This window comes from Paenibacillus sp. JNUCC 34 (assembly GCF_058269055.1).
In genome coordinates this window covers 4,914,477-4,932,990 of sequence record NZ_CM177770.1, presented here as the reverse complement: position 1 = coordinate 4,932,990, position 18,514 = coordinate 4,914,477, and the positions used below count along the sequence as shown (strand labels likewise).

The 18,514-nt window shown below is 44.7% G+C and carries 14 protein-coding genes and 1 riboswitch; of the genes, 12 read left to right on the top strand and 2 right to left on the bottom strand.

Translation table 11 applies throughout. The annotated features are described in order from the left end of the window. Positions 1-210: 210 nt before the first annotated feature. The 12 genes from AC2TF5_RS23065 to AC2TF5_RS23010 all read left to right on the top strand — a co-directional run bounded on the left by AC2TF5_RS23065 (position 211) and on the right by AC2TF5_RS23010 (position 16,614). Positions 211-906 carry a response regulator transcription factor gene (locus tag AC2TF5_RS23065; protein ID WP_491299450.1) on the top strand — a complete coding sequence of 232 codons (696 nt, stop codon included), beginning with the start codon at positions 211-213 and terminating at the stop codon, positions 904-906. A gap of 8 nt (positions 907-914) precedes the next feature. After that, on the top strand, positions 915-2,357 hold the full coding sequence (locus tag AC2TF5_RS23060; RefSeq protein ID WP_491299449.1) for a sensor histidine kinase: 1,443 nt from the start codon (positions 915-917) through the stop codon (positions 2,355-2,357). A 99-nt stretch (positions 2,358-2,456) separates the two neighbouring features. After that, complete coding sequence (locus AC2TF5_RS23055) at positions 2,457-3,224, top strand: ABC transporter ATP-binding protein (RefSeq protein WP_491299448.1); 768 nt, start codon at positions 2,457-2,459, stop codon at positions 3,222-3,224. A gap of 5 nt (positions 3,225-3,229) precedes the next feature. After that, complete coding sequence (locus tag AC2TF5_RS23050; RefSeq protein ID WP_491299447.1) at positions 3,230-5,641, top strand: ABC transporter permease; 2,412 nt, start codon at positions 3,230-3,232, stop codon at positions 5,639-5,641. Between the two features lie 139 nt (positions 5,642-5,780). Next, positions 5,781-5,981, top strand: a riboswitch (cobalamin riboswitch). 153 nt (positions 5,982-6,134) lie between these two features. Then, the gene (locus tag AC2TF5_RS23045) at positions 6,135-10,025 is read left to right on the top strand and encodes an S-layer homology domain-containing protein (RefSeq protein WP_491299446.1); all 3,891 of its coding nucleotides are present in this window, start codon (positions 6,135-6,137) and stop codon (positions 10,023-10,025) included. Between the two features lie 108 nt (positions 10,026-10,133). After that, positions 10,134-11,180 carry a DUF4430 domain-containing protein gene (locus AC2TF5_RS23040; protein ID WP_491299445.1) on the top strand — a complete coding sequence of 349 codons (1,047 nt, stop codon included), beginning with the start codon at positions 10,134-10,136 and terminating at the stop codon, positions 11,178-11,180. Position 11,181: 1 nt separating this feature from the next. Next, positions 11,182-12,069: an energy-coupling factor transporter transmembrane component T gene (locus AC2TF5_RS23035; protein WP_491299444.1), complete on the top strand. Its 888-nt coding sequence runs from the start codon at positions 11,182-11,184 to the stop codon at positions 12,067-12,069. Next, positions 12,042-13,715 (top strand): ABC transporter ATP-binding protein, encoded by a 1,674-nt coding sequence (locus AC2TF5_RS23030; protein ID WP_491299443.1) that lies wholly within the window; start codon positions 12,042-12,044, stop codon positions 13,713-13,715. Before AC2TF5_RS23035 ends, AC2TF5_RS23030 begins: the two co-directional genes overlap by 28 nt. After that, a complete protein-coding gene (locus AC2TF5_RS23025; protein ID WP_491299442.1) occupies positions 13,703-14,413 on the top strand; it encodes an ECF transporter S component in 711 nt (236 codons plus the stop codon). Before AC2TF5_RS23030 ends, AC2TF5_RS23025 begins: the two co-directional genes overlap by 13 nt. A gap of 129 nt (positions 14,414-14,542) precedes the next feature. Beyond that, positions 14,543-15,601, top strand: a complete 1,059-nt coding sequence (locus AC2TF5_RS23020) for a YeeE/YedE thiosulfate transporter family protein (RefSeq protein ID WP_491299441.1) — start codon at positions 14,543-14,545, stop codon at positions 15,599-15,601. 12 nt (positions 15,602-15,613) lie between these two features. Continuing rightward, positions 15,614-15,838 carry a sulfurtransferase TusA family protein gene (locus AC2TF5_RS23015; protein ID WP_241932233.1) on the top strand — a complete coding sequence of 75 codons (225 nt, stop codon included), beginning with the start codon at positions 15,614-15,616 and terminating at the stop codon, positions 15,836-15,838. Between the two features lie 263 nt (positions 15,839-16,101). Continuing rightward, entirely contained in the window at positions 16,102-16,614 is a 513-nt protein-coding gene (locus AC2TF5_RS23010) for a ferritin (RefSeq protein WP_241932234.1), read from the top strand. Positions 16,615-16,690: 76 nt separating this feature from the next. Here the strand turns inward: AC2TF5_RS23010 and AC2TF5_RS23005 are convergent, their stop codons facing one another. Continuing rightward, entirely contained in the window at positions 16,691-17,488 is a 798-nt protein-coding gene (locus AC2TF5_RS23005; protein WP_491299440.1) for an ABC transporter permease, read from the bottom strand. A 1-nt stretch (position 17,489) separates the two neighbouring features. Continuing rightward, positions 17,490-18,404 (bottom strand): ABC transporter ATP-binding protein, encoded by a 915-nt coding sequence (locus tag AC2TF5_RS23000; RefSeq protein WP_491299439.1) that lies wholly within the window; start codon positions 18,402-18,404, stop codon positions 17,490-17,492. Between the last annotated feature and the right edge of the window lie 110 nt (positions 18,405-18,514).

Sequence of the window (18,514 nt, the reverse complement as noted above, 5' to 3'; positions counted from 1 at the left end):
TCTTCTTCTAGAATGCTATTCACGGTTTTCTTATAACTTTAACATGAATAGGTAAAAATTGGTGAGTGAATGAAGCTGTAAGTTTACCGCTGACCCGACGAGTTTAATCGTACTGCGGACCGTCGTTTTGTATTATCTTTCCATCCCCCTTATCCCATGCTACTATGATAAATAAAGGAAAAACTATAAATACATAGTGGAGAATACACAATGAGCAGATCAAAGAAAATACTCGTAATTGAGGATGAACAAGATATTTCCCGTGTTATTAAGGATTACTTAACCATTAACGGATATGAGGTTGCGGTTGTGGAGAACGGTCAGGAAGGTCTGAAATTAATAGACACCTTGTTGCCCGATTTTATTATTCTGGATATTATGCTTCCGGATGTGGACGGGATTGAGCTGTGCCGTCAAATACGTGAGACATGCATCACGCCTATTCTGATTTTGAGCGCCAGAGGCAGTGATACGGACAAAGTGCTCGGACTTGGATTTGGTGCGGATGATTATATGACAAAGCCATTTTCACTAAGTGAGCTTGTGGCTAGAATTAACGCCCATTTACGGAGAGGGAGCATGGACAGAGGGCCCAAACATGATGAACTGCTGCAGTATGGGAGCCTTATCATTGATAAGAAAGCCTACAAGGTAACGATAGAAGGTCGAGAGATATCATTATCTGCGAAGGAATTTGAACTGTTGTATTACTTGTCCAAGCACAAAAATCAAGTGTTCTCTAAAAGCCAGTTATTAGATGCAATATGGGGATACGATACCTTTGGAGATGAAAGCACAATAACCGTTTATATTCGAAGATTGCGAGAAAAGCTGGAGACCGACCCCTCAAATCCAACGTTTATTAAGACGGTCTGGGGCGTTGGTTATAAATTCAACTTGGAGTAAGCCTAGAGATGGAGAATACGATGTATGTAAACCGGTGGTTAAGAAAGTGGATTTACGCTGTATCGATATGTCTGGTTATCGCGATCGGATGTGGAGCGTATGTCCTGTGGGGCGGGAAAGAGGACAAGACCCACACGAGTTATGTGATTAATCAAGTGCGTATCAAAGTCAACGATATGATGTTATTTCTTGAACAACATCATCAAGCGATTGCCAGCGATGCGACAATACGAGAGACCTTGCGGAAGATGAGTGAAACTAGTGGGGTAAACCTTCTGTTTTCTCAGTTGGATGGCAAGGTTATTTTTCATTCTTCCCCTGAGGAGTTAATACAGACTATCGATTTAAGGAATTCACTTCATTATGATTTATATCTTTCGAGAGTAGATAAAGATTTTTTCAAAATCGCCTTTCCCGTCATCAGCCAAGAGTCTCAAGCTCAAATCGGAAACGCCATTTTCACAGTGCCGGCAGCACAGGTTATCTATGAACCATCGGATGATCTCCCCCTCTTTCCTTTAATCCTGATGATTTCATGTGTATTAATAGTATTTACTTTACTGTGGTTCCTTAGAAAGAAAATCAACAACGATACCATCCAGCCGATTCAGAAATTGAAATACTATTCGGAAGCCATTCTAAAAGGGGATTACGAGCATAAAGCGGAGTATGGTCGCATGGATGAAATCGGAGAAGTGTACGCCATGTTCGACCAGATGAGGCTGGAGATTATGTATCTTAGCAAACGAAGAGTTGAGCAAGATAAAGCTCAGAAGGAGCTGATTTCGAATCTATCTCATGATCTCAAGACGCCCCTCACGACGGTAAAAGCATACCTTGAGGCGATACGTGCAGGGATTTGTCCTGACATGGAATCGGTTATGGAATATATCCAAGTGATGCAAACCAACACACAAAAAATGACAGCGCTTGTAGATGATCTGCTCTTGCATGCATTAAAAGAGTTAGGGCAAATTTCTGTCTGTCCAACAGAGCAATATAGTAAAGAGATCCTGTTGAATATCATTAAGCCGATCGCTCATTCCGTTCGTACCGCCGGGATTACCTTTATCGAGCCTGCAGAGATTCCGAATGTGCTCATCAATGTGGACGCGAACCGACTGGAACAGGTGATTTCTAATCTGATTGCGAATGCCATGAAGCATACATCTTCAGGTGATTCCATCCGAATTGACATTGAACAGGAACGGGATCAGTTAACCGTCACGATTGCAGATACAGGTCAAGGAATTCTACCGCAGGATATGCCGTTTATTTTTGAACGTTATTTTAAAGGTCAGGTAAACACCCCTCCGGATAAACAAAACGAGGGTTCAGGATTGGGCTTGTCCATATGCAAATATATTATTGAAGCGCACAAGGGCTCGATTTCCTTTAAAAGCACACCGGGTCATGGAACCACTTTTTATTTTTCCATCCCATTATGCTAAGCCGCGCCCTGTAATACTTTATTAATAATCTGATAAGCAGCATGCAAGAAAAGCCCTTTACAATGGCAAATATACTGAATTGCAGGAGGGCATTAATGAATGACGGCCAAAAAAACGATGATTCATGCTACAAACCTCTGTAAAACCTACTCTACCAGCAGCGAACAATATCATGCTATTCGAAATCTCGATATCGATATTTACCAAGGAGACTTTACGGTTATTATGGGTAATTCCGGCTCAGGAAAATCCACATTACTCTATCTTCTGAGCGGACTAGATAGCGTGACAGCTGGAGAGGTGTATTATCAAGAACAACGTATTGATTCTTACAACGAAAAGAAAATGGCAGACTTCAGGGCACGGAGGATTGGATTCATCTATCAAGGAATTAATTTGGTGCCTGATCTCACGTTTGGGGAAAACATCGCATTGCCTGGCTATATCGCCGGTAACAAAAAAAATGAAGTGAAGAAAAAGGCGCTTTCGCTCATGGAAGCAATGCAGATTGAGAGCCTGCATAATCGATTGCCGGCGCAAGCTTCAGGGGGGCAGCAGCAGCGTGCAGCCATTGCAAGAGCGATGATTAATTCACCGGAAATCATTTTTGCTGATGAGCCGACAGGCAGCTTGAATTATGATCAAAGCGTTGCGATATTGGATATTTTAACGAATATGAATCGTCAAGGGCAATCGGTTGTCATGGTTACGCATGATATCAAAGCGGCTTGCAGAGCGGACCGGCTCATTTTTATTCGAGATGGCAAAGTGGGCGGCATTCTGGAATTTGATAAATATCAATCCGATAATGACGACATCCAGGACAGAGAAAATATTATATTTTCTTATGTTTCAGGAAAGGAGTGACGCGGGTGAATGCGGTGTGGACTCTTTTCCTATCTAACCTAAGAACGAAGAAAATCCAAAACGGACTCACAACGGTGCTCATTCTGTTATCTACGCTACTGCTGTCAACCGCAATGACTGTAATCTCAAATACACAAAATTTATTTACAGACATGCATACGAAAGCAAACGGTTCTCATCAAATTTTGATGTTGGGAAATGGTCTGCATGATCCGATCGTTTTCAAACAATGGTGGGATGAGCAGCAGGGGGTTACGGCGTCCGAGCTGATACCATATCGAAATCTGTCAAGAATCACCCATCAAGGAAAAGAAATTAATAATATCTATATGTTTATGATGGATACAGCAGAGCTTCCCTTTACGGTTGATAAGCTGATCTGGGCGCAAGGAGATGAAAGAAGCACCCCTGAGGTCGGGACCATCTGGATACCCACTTCGTTTTCTTATTCCAATGGAATTGAAGTAGGTGATAAGGTAAGTTTTAAAACAGGCAAGAGTACATTTGAGTTGAAGGTAGCAGCAGTTGTCGTAGATATGCCTTTTGGAGCTCCGTTCACAAGAAACGCCCGCATCTGGATGAACACGCAAGATTATAAAGATCAGTTTCAGTCATTGCAGGGAAAAGACATGTATATGATGGGACTTCGCTTTGACGATTACGATACCAATACACAGTATTGGGACCGCTTCGAGAAGCAGGCCGGTACGCAGTATCTTGAATCCAAAATGGAATTCGAATCGATATCGTCATTTTATCTAATTATGAATAAAGTAATCGGCTTTGTTATGATTTTTCTCGGATCTGTCATGCTGCTTGTGGCCTTATTCACAATTGGGTTCACGATTTCAGACGCGATATTGGCGAATTATCGAACGATTGGGGTATTGAAATCTTGTGGGCTATCTTCATTTGGAATCATTGGAACCTACATGTCTCAATATGCTTTTCTATCGATCATCGGGATTATTCCTGGGTTAGCTGCCAGTCAGTTTTTATCCAAAGTCATTGTAGAGAGCTCGCTGTCATCTTTGAAAACAAATCGTTCAGAGCTATCGATGCAGGGTAATTTCACGGCTCTAGCAGTCGGAATATGTGTATTTGCCCTGGTCATTCTATGTGTGTTGTTCTATGCCAATAAAGCCCGTTCCGTACAGCCTGTGCAAGCAATCCGGTATGGCATGTCTGAAATGGATAGCAGTAAATGGGCAAGACGTGTACGTTCGAATGGAAATCGTCCAGTTGGATTCGATCGACTTCCCGTTATGTTCGTTATTGGTCTGCGCAACATGTTGAAGAATGTGAAAGGTTCTATTCTCATGTTTATTCTAACCGTGATTACATCAGCCGTTCTTGTATTCGGATCTGTGTTGTTATACAGCGTTTATTCCATTCAACGAACGGCGTCATCATGGGGATATGACAATTCACATATTGCAGTAGAAGTCTTTAATCAAGCAGCATTTTCACGTACTCAATTTGAAGAAGATATGTTGTCCGACCCAAGAATCAAAAATTTCGGGTGGTTTGGGAATGTTACGGGAGTGGTTCCTTCAGAACTATCCGATCGTTCCGGAGATTCGAACACCTCATCCATGAATGTCTATATCGGTGTTGCTGATGGTAACTATGATGATCTGGGGTATTCCACATTAAGAGGAGCCAATCCCCTTCACAAGAACGAAATCGCTATTGGTATCAACGTATCGAAGAAGCTTAACAAAGATATTGGTGATGTGATAACGGTGTACATCAATGGAAAACCGTATTCGCTCATCGTTACAGGAATTTATCAAGCTATCGCCAATATGTCCTATTCTGCAAGAATAACGGTCGATGTGATTAAAGCAGATCATCTGGACTACAGCAATGCAGAAACATATTTTATCAACCTGCATGATAGCAGCCAGTCCGATCAGGTCGTAAGTGATATTAATGAGCAATATAAGGAAGCGCTCTCCGCATTAACTCAAAAAATGCTACTAGATTCCGTATTTAAAGAGGCTGTCGGCCTGCTTATCTTGCCAATGAGTATGATGGGATTGTTGTTTATTGTTGTCACTTGCATCATTATTTACATCACTTGTCGTATAAATATTAGAAAAGACAGCAAAACCTATGGCATTTACAAATCACTTGGCTTAACATCGAATAGGATTAGATTATCCGTAGCCCAAGGGATCGTTGCTTTATCCGTCATCGGCGCGCTACTAGGCATATACGTCGGAGTATACCTTCTGCCTATGTTGCTGGAAAATATATTAACATATTATGGGATTGTGGAAGTGCCTCTAATTATGCATTGGGGCGGTATTATTGGAGTTGCAGTCGTAAGTATCATATCGGCAGGGGTTGGTTCTTGGCTGTCGTCCAGGGTAATCGCGAACACATCCCCTCGGATATTGGTGATTGAGTAAAAATATAACGAAGTCTAGGCCCTTCTCTATATGGAAGGGTCTTATTGTTTCATGTAGGCCGTTTTTTGTACTGTCTATGAGAAATTCCTTTGTGAAATATACCAATCTTTGTTAATATAAAAAAAGTCTATCAAAATTAAATAGAAACAGCTTATATGGTGCTGATGCATAAAGTATGCGGCTTAATAGGGAAGGTCGATGAGAGTTCGACGCGGTCCCGCCACTGTAACGCAGAGCTGACAATCAAGGTAGTAGTCCACTGTTAACGATTTTAAACAGGAAGGACGATTGTCAAGCGATGAAGCGAAGCCAGGAGACCTGCCATGTAAGTGCTCTATATTTCTCACGAGGATGGGAGGGAGATGTTTATTTGTGCAGCTTGTTTATTGCTGCACTCTTGCTTGGTTATGCAAAACTGGCTACAGAACATCTTTCCATTTCGGAAAGATGTTTTTTTATTTCCATTTTGACGATGAGGAGAACGTTGACACCTATGAACAGATTGTTGAAGCAAAGTATATCTGCACTATTAAGCGTTGTGTTATTGCTTACTCTACTGAATCCACAAGTCGTGAGTGCGGCGAGTGGTCAAAGCAATACACAATTAGACAGCATGATTGAAAGTACAGTTAATTATTATAAAGAGTACTATGAGGAAGATCCTACAGCCACCATTGATTCCTGGTGGCAGCTTGTTGGCCTATGGGGCGCAGGTCAGGATTTGCAAGATGGAACGTGGAAACTGCCATCTTGGGAAACGAAAGCACCAAGACTTAAACCTGATGCCGTAAATTTAACTGATCATGTGCGGTATATTTTTGCACTGCTCGCCATGGGAAAAGACCCGGCTCACGCTTGGGAAACCGATCGAAACCTGTGGGCGGAACTTGCTACCCATCAAAATCAAGAGACGGGCGGCATTGGCGGTGTAAATAAACATATTTGGGCGATGCTTGCTCTGGATGCCGGAGAGAAGCTCGGACAGAATGTAGGCTCATGGAATGCTGAGTCCAAGCAAAAAGCGCTGCAATACCTGCTCAAAGCGCAGTATGAAGACGGCGGCTTTGGTCTGTCTGCTTCAGGAGGAGCAAACAGCGATACAGATATTACAGGCATGGCGCTGCTTGCGCTGGGGCAATACAAGGGGCAGAGTGAAGTTGATGCTGCCATTGAACGGGCCAAGAATGTCTTAAAGGATCGCCAGCTAGAGAATGGTGGTTTTAATTCTACGGGCACTTGGGGCTCTGGAGATAATTCGAACAGCTTATCTACTTCGGTATCCGGTCTGGTTGCCGTAGGCGAAGACATGATGTCGCCCGCTTGGCAGATGAACGGGAATACCGTCGTTGATGCGTATGCAGGATTCCAATTGGATGACGGCTCGTTTAAATGGAAAGCAGAAGATACCGATAAAAACGGAATGTCGACTGAACAGGCTCTTATCGGATTACTTGATATTCAGCATGGAAAGTCGGTATGGAAGCGAATTGCCGAAGGGAGTCTTCCACCGGATCGTCAGCCTGTGATATCGTCCGCATCTTCCATTGATCAAGGCACTGTAGATCCTTCGATTGAAGTGCAGCTCGTTGGCGATACGTTCTTATCCGAGGCAGTACAGCTTGACAGTTGGTCTGTGATTTCGGAGACTACTGGGCTGAACTTAAAATCAATATCGCTGCTTACGGATCAACAAGCGAAGCTTGTCTTCGAAGGTCAAGCGGCTCCAGGCTATATTTCCATTCAAGCGCTGGCAACAGCAACAGCAGGGAAAAAGACAAGTAATGAAGTTGTCATAAGTGTAAATGAAATTCCGGATCCAAACGATGACCAAACGATTGTCATTGACGAGAATGAAACCAATGTGAGTGTCGGGTCGGATCAGGATCCGCTGTCCTCAAGCAAAGTTACACTTGCATTTCCAAAGAGCGAACTGCCGCATGTAACATCGGAAACAGACAGTACTTATTTGGAAGTTGACCTGAATACGAATGTCATTTCAACATGGGATAACAAGCTTGAATTACCGCATCGCTTGAATACGAATAATGATCTTTTGCTTAACAAGATAAATGAAGTTTTGTCCTCTGCAGACAAAGAGATCAAGGGAATTGATCTGCGCGTAAAAGTAGGCGGTGATCAGGATATCCGCTTCAACCAGCATGTGACATTAACCTTGAAGGGCCAAGGACATGCAGAAGCTGGATTCATCGATGCAAGCGGGACATTTACACAAATTCCGAAATATGAGGATTCGTCGGCACATAGTGACGAGGTATACGCTTATGTCCATGATGGCGATCTAATCATTAAGACTACGCACTTTACTGAATTTATTGCCTATACTACACAAGAGAAGGAAACAACCGGAGGAGATAACGGTTCTGGCAATGGAGGAGGTAACGGTTCTGGTAATGGCAATGGTGGCGGAACCGGAGGAGACAATGGATCGGGCAATGGCGGCGGTGTAGTTCCTCCGATTACGAAAACAATTACATTGTCTGCTGAAAAACGCTCCATAGGTGAAGGAGATATTATATCACCAATAAGCGTTGCAATTCAGGATGGGGATAATGCTTTTACAGCACTGAAAAGAGCAGCTGATCAAAGAGGGATCTCAATCGACTATACTGGCTCCGGGGCTTCTCTTTATGTGCAAGCTATCGACGGCCTGGGAGAGTTCGATAAAGGCCCCCTAAGCGGATGGATGTATTCCGTCAACGGCACATTCCCGAACTATAGTGCCGGTCTTTATACATTGAACAATGGCGATACTCTCCGCTGGCAGTATACAACGAACCTGGGTAAAGATATTAGCGGCGGCCTTGATGGCGGTACTGAAAAACCAGGTCAGCCAGAACAACCAGGACAATCTGGACAACCTGGCACTTCAGGAGTTCCGGGAACAGCGGGCGGAAATACGATTCCTCCGAAGCAGATCGAAGAGTCAGCCAAGCTCCAGAGCCTTATTAACGGCTCCGCTGCATGGATATTAAACAACCGTAAGTTCTCCGTTCAAGACAACTTTAACGATTGGGATGTTTTGGCGCTGGCTCGTTCCGGCAAACAAGTGCCATCTGTGTACTACACGGTACTGGAGAGCTTCGTTAAAGAGAAAAAAGGCGAATTCCGGTTGGTTACGGATTACGAACGCATGGCATTGGCGGTAATGGCCATTGACAAGGACCCAAGCAACATCGCGGGCTATAATTTCCTGGAGAAAATTTATAACAACGAGCGTATGAAAAATCAAGGGACAAATGGGCTGGTATTTGCTTTGTTAGCATTGGATGCAAGCAAGTCAGCTATCCCTGCTGATGCGCTCTGGACAAAAGACAAACTCGTAAAACAAATCCTCAACCAGCAAAATCCAGACGGCGGATTCCCGATCAGCAAAGAGTCGAACGCTGAAAGTGACATCGATATGACGGCCATGGCGCTTCAGGCCTTGGCGAAATATCAGGATCGAAAAGAGGTCAAGGCAGCAACGGATAAGGCATTGACATGGCTGTCGTCGCAGCAGCTTCCGGGCGGTGGATTCAAGGCTTGGGGTGTCGAAACGAGTGAGAGTATTTCGCAAGTTATCATTGCCCTGTCCAGTCTTGGAAACAGTTTGGAAGATAAGAGATTCGTGAAACAAGACGGCGATTTGTTAAAAGCATTGCGTACGTATCTCAATAAAGACGGAGGCTTCGCTCATGGACGCGGAGAAACCAGCAATTATATGGCGACACAACAAGCGCTGCTAGCGCTCGAAGCCTATGATCGCATGTTGAACAATCACAGCAGTCTTTTTGATATGACAGATGTGAAATCAACAGGTACCTCGCAACCAGAGACGGCTGCACATCCATACGCAGATGAAGCTTCCATAGCTGCCTGGGCGAAGGAAGCGGTCAACAAGGCAACCGAACTCGGATTGATGCAAGGAACGAGCGGTGAGGCAGCCAAGTTCGAGCCGAAGCGTGAGCTGACTCGTGCCGAATTCGCAGCGTTAATCGTCAGATACGCCGGCTTGGAGCCAAAAGGTACAAGCACAGGGTTCAAAGATGTTGATTCCAAGTCCTGGTATGCAGGTTACGTTGCCACTGCGAAGGAAAAAGGATTGATTTCAGGTGTCACAGCCAATACGTTTGCACCAAATCAAGCCATTACGAGACAAGAGATGGCGACAATTCTGGTTCGAATGAAAGGCCTGTCTAAGGACACAGATACCTCTGCAGGTCTGAAAGATCAAAAGCAAGTGTCCACATGGGCATTGCCTTACGTCAAATATGCTTATCAAACAGGACTCATGTCCGGTGATGGTGGATACTTTAGACCACTGCAACATGTGACAAGAGAAATGGCCGCGGTGGTCATCGTCAGACTGTACGACATTCAATAATTAGTATTTGTGAGAGAAGGAGAGCAATCTCCTTCTTTCCATTTCAAAAGTTGTTCAAAAAACATTCTATGCATCATCGACAATTATGTAAGGCTTTGAGGTGAGGATATGTCCAATTGGTTAGCATTATTATGGCGTAAAAAAAACTACTTGCTTGGAGTATTCGCCGTACTGGCAATTGTGCTAGCTACAGTATGGATTTATGGCGGGAACAGTGAACAATCAATGGGTGCGATACATACAGCCTCGTCGGTACAAGAGACTGCAGAGCTGGATACGTCCAAGGATAACTTCGAGGATAACACAAAGGATACGTTCGGGGATTCGACTGATTCCTCAACCGATACGACGGTGACGAAGCCGAATGGGGCAACGTCTGAAGCGCAGTCGGAGCAACCAACTGCCGCTCCATCCGGTCAGAATGAGGCTGGGAACGAGGAGACTGCAAGTAAGACCGGCAGCGAGACTTCCAAGGCGGAGAAATCAACCGACCAGGATACGAAAGAAGCTTCATCTCCTAAAGGAAAGAATCCCGTAGACGCGGAGTCTGGCACGGTTCCCGAGCGTACAGACGGTGAACGGCCACTTGCAGGTAAATCAAATGAAACTTCTAAAAAAGTGCCCCCATCAGAGAAGGGCACGAAAGCATCCAGTTCTTCCTCGTCCACAGTGAAGAACAAGGACACTGCGGCGATGAAAGGAAAGCCGGACAGCGGGAAACAGGTAGCGAGCCCTTCTACTGACAACACGCCTGCCCCTGAACCGGAAGTTGCGCCGTCTTCGTCCAATACCGTGCGAATTACGATTGTGGGCTCTCCGGATGTCGGCACGATTTTGGACACGAGGGAGGTTGACATCGGAGATTCGGAGACAGTGCTGGATATCTTGAAGAAAACAACACGTTCCTTGAAGATTCAAATGGATCATAGCGGCTCTGGTGCCAGCGCATACATCAAAGGCATTGATAATTTATATGAGTTCGATAAAGGTGCAGGAAGCGGCTGGATGTACAGCGTTAACAATAAATTTCCGAATCGGAGTGCAGGTGTATGGTCAATTCATCCCGGTGATCATATTCAGTGGCTGTACACGGAAGACTTAGGCAAAGATGTGGGTGCCGGCGTAGATAACGGATTATGGGATGGGAAGAGCTGACATGATATATGGTTTCTCTTCTTTACATCCTCGATTATGTTTTGCCTATTTTGCCGTCCTATTGTTGGCATGCATGATGTATACCCATCCGGTATATTCGATTCTCACGTTAATCGGTATCGTTGCACTGAATCTATCCTTGGATGGAGGACGAGCGCTTAAAAAGGGAATAAAGGGTTACTTGATTCTCGCTATTATTATCTTCGTGTCTAATCCCTTATTCTCCAGCCGTGGAGCCACCATATTAGGATATGTATTCGATCGGCCGATTACATTAGAATCGATCACCTATGGAGCATTATTCGCGCTGTCGCTGTTAAATATATTGATGGCGTTTGTTGCTTATAATCTCGTTATAACGCCCGAAAAATTATTATACCTCTTAACGCCAATAGCGCCGCGAACCGCTTTTATTATTACGGTAACCCTCCGTTTTGTACCGCTGCTGACAAGACGACTGAAGCAAATTATGACAGTCCAGCGTGTACTTGGTTACTTGCATCCTAGAGCAAATAAAAGACATCTCATGCGTGAGGGGATGGAGACACTGCATACGTTAATCAGCTGGTCATTGGAAGAGGCGTTGCAAACGGCCAGTTCAATGCGGGCACGGGGATATGGGATCGGGAAGAGAACCAGTGCCGTATCGTACCAAATGGATCGAAGAGATATCCTTGTAACCTGGATTATGGTTGTGACGGGCGCCAATATTGTAATTGGAGGATTGTTCGGCGTCAACCGGTACCAGGTATATCCTCGGCTGCAGCCGCTGGAATGGTCACCACAGCTATGGTTGCATCTGATATGCTACTTGATCTTTGTCTTCATCCCGATCGTCATGAACGGAAAGGAAGAGCTGTTATGGCGCACTATCAGATCGAAAATGTAAGTTTTCAATACCCGAACTGTCCAGATCGTACACTACAAAATATATCCGTCACGATTGAAGAAGGAGAGTTCGTATTGCTGTGCGGTTCTTCGGGATCAGGGAAGACGACCTTGCTTCGGCAATTGAAGCGGGAAATTCAGCCGGAGGGCATACGAAGCGGCGAAATCTATTATCGAGGATTGCCTCTGGATCAGGTGGAAGAGCGAAGCTCGATCGAAGAGATTGGAATGGTGTTTCAAGATCCGGATAATCAGATCGTCATGAACACCGTCTGGCAAGAGTTGACCTTCGCGATGGAGAATCTCGGTTATTCAACAGCCCAAATGCAGCGAAGGGTAGGCGAGCTTGTTCAATTTTTCGGCATGGAAGACTGGCTTCAGCTTCCGATTCATGAACTGTCTGGCGGGCAGAAGCAGCTTGTCAATCTCGCCTCGGTCATGACGCTGCGACCAAAGGTGCTGCTGCTGGATGAGCCCACTGCACAGCTTGATCCTATTGCGGCCAAAGAGTTTATTCAGCTACTGTCCCGTATTAATGAGGAGTTCTCCATCACGATTGTAATCAGTGAGCATCGGATTGAAGAGATTGTACCGCTTTCGTCGAAGCTTGTGATGCTCAGACATGGACAGGTGGCATATTACGGGTCTCCAAATTCGGTCATGAAGCAGATATGGAGTGAGGGTGATTCGTCATTCATACCGTATCTTCCGTCTATCAGCCAGCTCTACCTGGAAGTAGAGAATGCCGAGGAGAACTGGGCCATTCCCGTAAGTGTGAAAGAGGGAAGAAAATGGATTCAAGCTAACAGGGAGCGTTTAAATGCAAAAGAGGAAGCAGTGTCTACGCCACCAGGGAATGAGGGACAACAATCCGAACCGCTGCTCACATGCAGGGAGCTCTATTTCACCTATGATAAGAATGCTCCTCTTATCTTGAAGCGTCTGTCATTATCGATTCACAAAGGCGAGTTCTTTGCTCTATTCGGTGGCAATGGATCGGGTAAGTCCACGCTTCTTCAGCAAATCGCGGGCGCGCTTGCACCGCAAAGAGGGGATATCCTGTACGCGGGCAAGTCCCTGCTTCGAGGTTCCGCTCTCGATAGGAGCCTGAAGATCGGGTACGTAGCGCAAAATCCGATGCTCTACTTTACAAGAGATACCGTAAGAGAACAATTGGCTGATCGGCTCAAACGTCTGGGCGAGCACAGCAGTAGAGCAAGAATGAATGAGCTTGTGGTCAGATTTGAAATTGAAGATATTATGGATAAGCATCCTTTTGACATAAGCGGGGGGCAGCAGCAGAAGGTTGCGCTCATTCTTGTGTTGTTGGCAGAGCCAGAACTGCTACTGCTCGATGAGCCGACAAAGGGGCTGGACCCTATGTCCAAGCATAAATTGGCGGAATTGCTTGAAATGATCCGTGAAGCGGGGACAACGATTTTGATGGTCAGCCACGACATTGAGTTCGCAGCTTCCTATGCAACTAGATGCGGACTGTTGTTCGACGGGGCCATGGTCGCCGTAGAAGAGACACGATCATTTTTGCAGAACAATTATTTCTACACGACGACCATTCATCGTACGGTAGGAGACATTTTGCCAGCAGCGATCACGGTGAAGGATGTATGGAAACAATGGGGAAAATGAAGCGTGCGCTCTACATCGGAAGTTTAGCAGCAGCTGTTGGTTTACTCGCGGTTGTGCTATGGATGGACAAGTACTATATGCCTTTGAGCTTTCTGATGATTGGATTGGCGATGCTCCCCTTCTTCATTCGCTTTGAGCGGAAGACGATGAAGGCGGAGGAAATCCTTCTCATCGCGATGCTTGGCGCTATCGCTGCAGTGAGCCGTGTTCCGTTTGCACCGCTGCCAAGTGTACAGCCAACCTCTTTTGTCATTATGATGTCAGCTCTCGTGTTCGGGCCAGAGGTTGGATTTCTCGTGGGAAGCATTGCTGCAGTTGTATCAAATATTTTCCTTGGTCAAGGTCCGTGGACACCATGGCAAATGTTCTGCTGGGGCATGATCGGGTTTACAGCAGGATTATTGAGAAATAGATGGTTTATGAAGAGTCTATGGGGCAAAAATATATTCGGCTTTTCGTGGGGATTTCTGTTCGGCTGGATTATGAATCTATGGTTCTTGATTGGCTTGTATGATCATTTAAACTGGAAAGTATTTGTATCCGCTTATGTGGCGAGTTTCTATTTCGATCTTGCCCATGCTCTGTCGAATGTATTTTTCATTACCGTTTTCTCGGCGATATGGTTGAAAATATTACTGCGAGTCAAGTCGAAATACGGTTTGCTGCATTCCAGTGACATGAAACTGTCGGATATTTGAGGAAGAAAGGTACCCGTAAGGGTGCTTTTTTTTGTAATTTTTCATGTTGACTCTGCTATAGAATATGTTACAATCATTATCATTATAATTCCTATTGTATTACTTGGAATAAGTGAGGGGGAACAGACTATGGCACAAATGATCCTAACAGGCTTGTTATGCGGAAGCTTGCTGGGCTTCGTCATGCAGCGCGGCCGGTTCTGCCTGACGGGTGGCTTTCGGGATATGTATCTGGCGAAGGACAATCGGATGTTCTACGCGCTGTTAATTGCGATTACGGTTCAAAGCATAGGGGTATTTGCACTCATTCAATTTGGGATGATTGAGTTTAATGCCGGATCGTTCCAATGGCTGGCCACGATCGTGGGATCGTTCATATTCGGTATCGGGATTATACTCGCCGGGGGCTGTGCGACGGGAACATGGTATCGTGCTGGGGAAGGCTTAATTGGCAGCTGGATTGCCTTGTTCGGATATATTGTGATGAGTGCCATTATGAAGTCAGGTGCTAACAACAGTCTGAAGCCATATTCGGCACCGACGAATTCGATTCCGGCTACCTTTGGACTATCGGTATGGCCCTTTATTGCGATTCTTACAGTCATTACGGTCTGGCTTGTCGTCAAGCAATTGCGTAAACCCAAGGTTGTGATTCCAGCGATGCCTCCGAAGCGGCGAGGACTTAACCACCTCTTGTTCGAGAAGCGCTGGCATCCATTCTTCACGGCGGCTCTTGTCGGGGGGATTGCCCTTATCGCCTGGCCGTTAAGTGAGGCAACAGGGCGGATGTCTGGTCTTGGTATCACAACACCGTCTGCAAATTTGCTTCAATATCTCGTGACTGGGGATAGCAGCAAATATATCAACTGGGGTGTATTCCTGGTGCTGGGCATCTTTGCGGGATCATTCCTCGCAGCGAAAGGGAGCCGCGAATTCCGCTTCCGAGCACCTGATGCGAAGACAGCGATATCCAGCTTCAGCGGCGGTCTACTCATGGGCTTCGGTGCCAGCTGGGCAGGAGGATGCTCGATCGGCAACGGTCTTGTCATGACGGCCATGATGACTTGGCAGGGATGGGTATCGCTTGTTTTCATGATTTTGGGCACATGGACAGCTTCGTACTTCGTATATGTAAGGCCGCGCGCCAAGGCAAGAAGCAAGCAGGCCTATCAGACGCAAACCGCATAGGAGGAATTTGATATGAAGACCAAATTAGCAGTACTCGGCATGGTATGTCCATTTCCGTTAATCGAGGCGAAGGAGGCTATCCAGGCGCTGAACAGCGGCGATGAACTTGTCATCGACTTTGATTGCACACAAGCTACGGACAGCATTCCGCGTTGGGCGGCTGAAGCCGGACATACGATTACGAACTTCGAGCAAATCGATGATGCATCGTGGACGATTACGGTGCAGAAAAAATAACAAAAGAGATGAAGTGGACCGTCTTTTCCATGTTCAACGATGGGGAGGCGGTTCTTTTTGTGCTGGGAACATGAAAAATACATATTGACTCTCACATTACTTAATAAGTTATAGTTAGATATTGAGAATAGAAGGAAGCAAGCTGTGTAAGATAAAGAATGATACCAGGGTAGCCAGTGCGGAAATGCCGCGTTAGTGGTAAACTTGTACAACAGGATGAGATTACCTTTCATCTAAACAAGCTATTAAGGGAGAGTGATCCGATGTTAAGTGAGAAGCTGCTTTCGAAGTTGAACGATCAAATGAATTATGAATTTTATTCTTCTCAGGTGTACTTGGCCATGGCGGCCTATTGTTCATCGGAGAGCTTTGACGGATTTGCGAACTTTTTCATCATGCAGTCGGAAGAAGAGAAGTATCACGGGATGAGAATTTTCCATTTTATAAACGCCTTGGGCAAACGTGCCATCGTCAGCGGTATGGAGAATCCTCAGAATGAATACAGCTCACTGCTGAACGCCTTTGAGCATTCCTTCGAGCATGAGAAAACGGTAACCAAGCGAATTTATGAATTGTCCGATATCGCGTGGGATGAGCGGGAGCATGCAACGATTAACTTCCTCAAGTGGTTCATTGATGAGCAAGTAGAGGAAGAGGCAACCTTCGACAGCATCATTCAGAAGCTGCGCCGCATTGATAATGATAGCAACGCCTTCTATATGCTCGATTCCGAACTGGCCAAGCGCACGTTCACGCCACCGGCTGGCGAAGCCTAAGCTTAATCACCAATCAAGAAGCTGTTTTCCGAACATGTTATGTGGGAGAATGGCTTCTTTTGTTGTGCTCCCAAAGCTATGATTGAATATCCTTCTTCCTAAACAAAATGTAAGTTATGGTCAAGCATAAGCCTATCCAGATCAAGGGAATTGCCAGTGCATTCAAATAGTCAGATAACCCGGAAAGCACAATATGTTCGGAATTAACTACATAAACGCCAGAAAATTTCATGATTTGTGTGGTTAGCGTATGTTCAGATAGCCAAAGCAAAACGTTAGAAGAACTATTCTTGAAATAACCGCTTATCAAGAAATCACCGAATATAATCATAAAGGTGGCGACTACTGCAGGTGCTGTTCGCTTAGCAAGTACACTAACTAACATAATGATGGCCGCATACGCAGCTAAATATAGAATGTTGAACGCGATCGCACTTACTACCGTAACTAAATTATTGTTTGAATTTTGATGATCCGAACTAGAACCTGAGATCCAGGCAGCTAAAATATATACAACATAGAAAGTTCCGAAGAATTGGAAGACCCACCAAGTTATTGCCTGAATGGCAGACATAAATTTTCCGGTGATGTACTTTGATCTACTGTATCCCGAAGCAATGATATGCTTGATTGAACCATGCTCGAAGCCTTCTGTAACGAAGAAGCTTAGGTATATCGGAATTATAAAATAGAGAAATAAAGATAAGGGAGTAACCTGAGTTAACGGTTCGATCCAGTTATTAAGCTGAAAATTCGTTTTATTCCCTATCCAAATAGGAAGCAGAATACCAACTATTAAGAACAGGAGGCTAATTCCCATAAATGCGGTATCCCGCATCATATAATAGGTTTGGCCCTTTAATAAATTCCTCATCCTACATGGCTCCTATCAGGTTCATATAGTAATTTTCAAGACTAGTAGCAGACAGGTTAATTGCTCCAATGTGTATCCCATGCTTCAAAAATATAGACAACAGAACTTCTAATTCAACCATATCTTTAGGAATGAATACCTCCCCTGTCTCAGATAGGGTAATATTCGTTATATTCAGTTCTTGTTGCATGATCTGCATTGCTGCAGCTGGGTTAACCGTCTTGATACAATAATGAGCCTTTGCCGACTCCTTTAACTCTTCCAGAGGTAGTTCTCTAACCAGTTGGCCCTTGTGTATAAATCCAAATTTTGTTGCCATGAGTTGAAGTTCGCTTAAAATGTGGCTGGAAATAAGTATAGTCACTTCATTTTCACGTGCTAATCTAGTCAATATTTTTCTTATTTCCACAATTCCGGAAGGATCGAGTCCATTAATAGGCTCATCTAAAACAAGAAATTTCGGGTGATTCAGCAATGCGATAGCAAGCCCTAATCTTTGCTGCATGCCTAAAGAATATTCTGAAGCTTTTTTATTTCCTACATCCGATAAAGAAACCCATTCCAACACTTCATGAATTCTCGAAAGATCGCCAATTCCATATACTTTGCAATAAAAGGTCAAATTCTCCAAGGCGTTTAGATGCGGGTATAAAGCAGGTTTTTCGATCAGAATTCCCAGTTGTTTTCTAGCCTGAATAATATCACTAGGTTTGTGTTGACCTAATAGAGCGATACTCCCCTCAGTAGGATAGATCAGCCCGCTAATTATCCGCATGAGTGTAGTCTTACCTGCACCGTTTTCTCCGATTAATCCATAAATATCACCTTGTTCTACAACCATATTGATATTCTGAAGAGCGTAGCTCTTCCCGTATTGCTTGCCTAATCCTTTGGCCTCAAAGATCGTTGTACTCAAGTGAGTTGTCGCTCCTTATTTTTTGTAATGGACTGTCGTATATGATTAAGTGAATAGTACTACTATTTTAGTTACCTGAAGTGTCTGATGTAAAAAATGGGACGAAAATT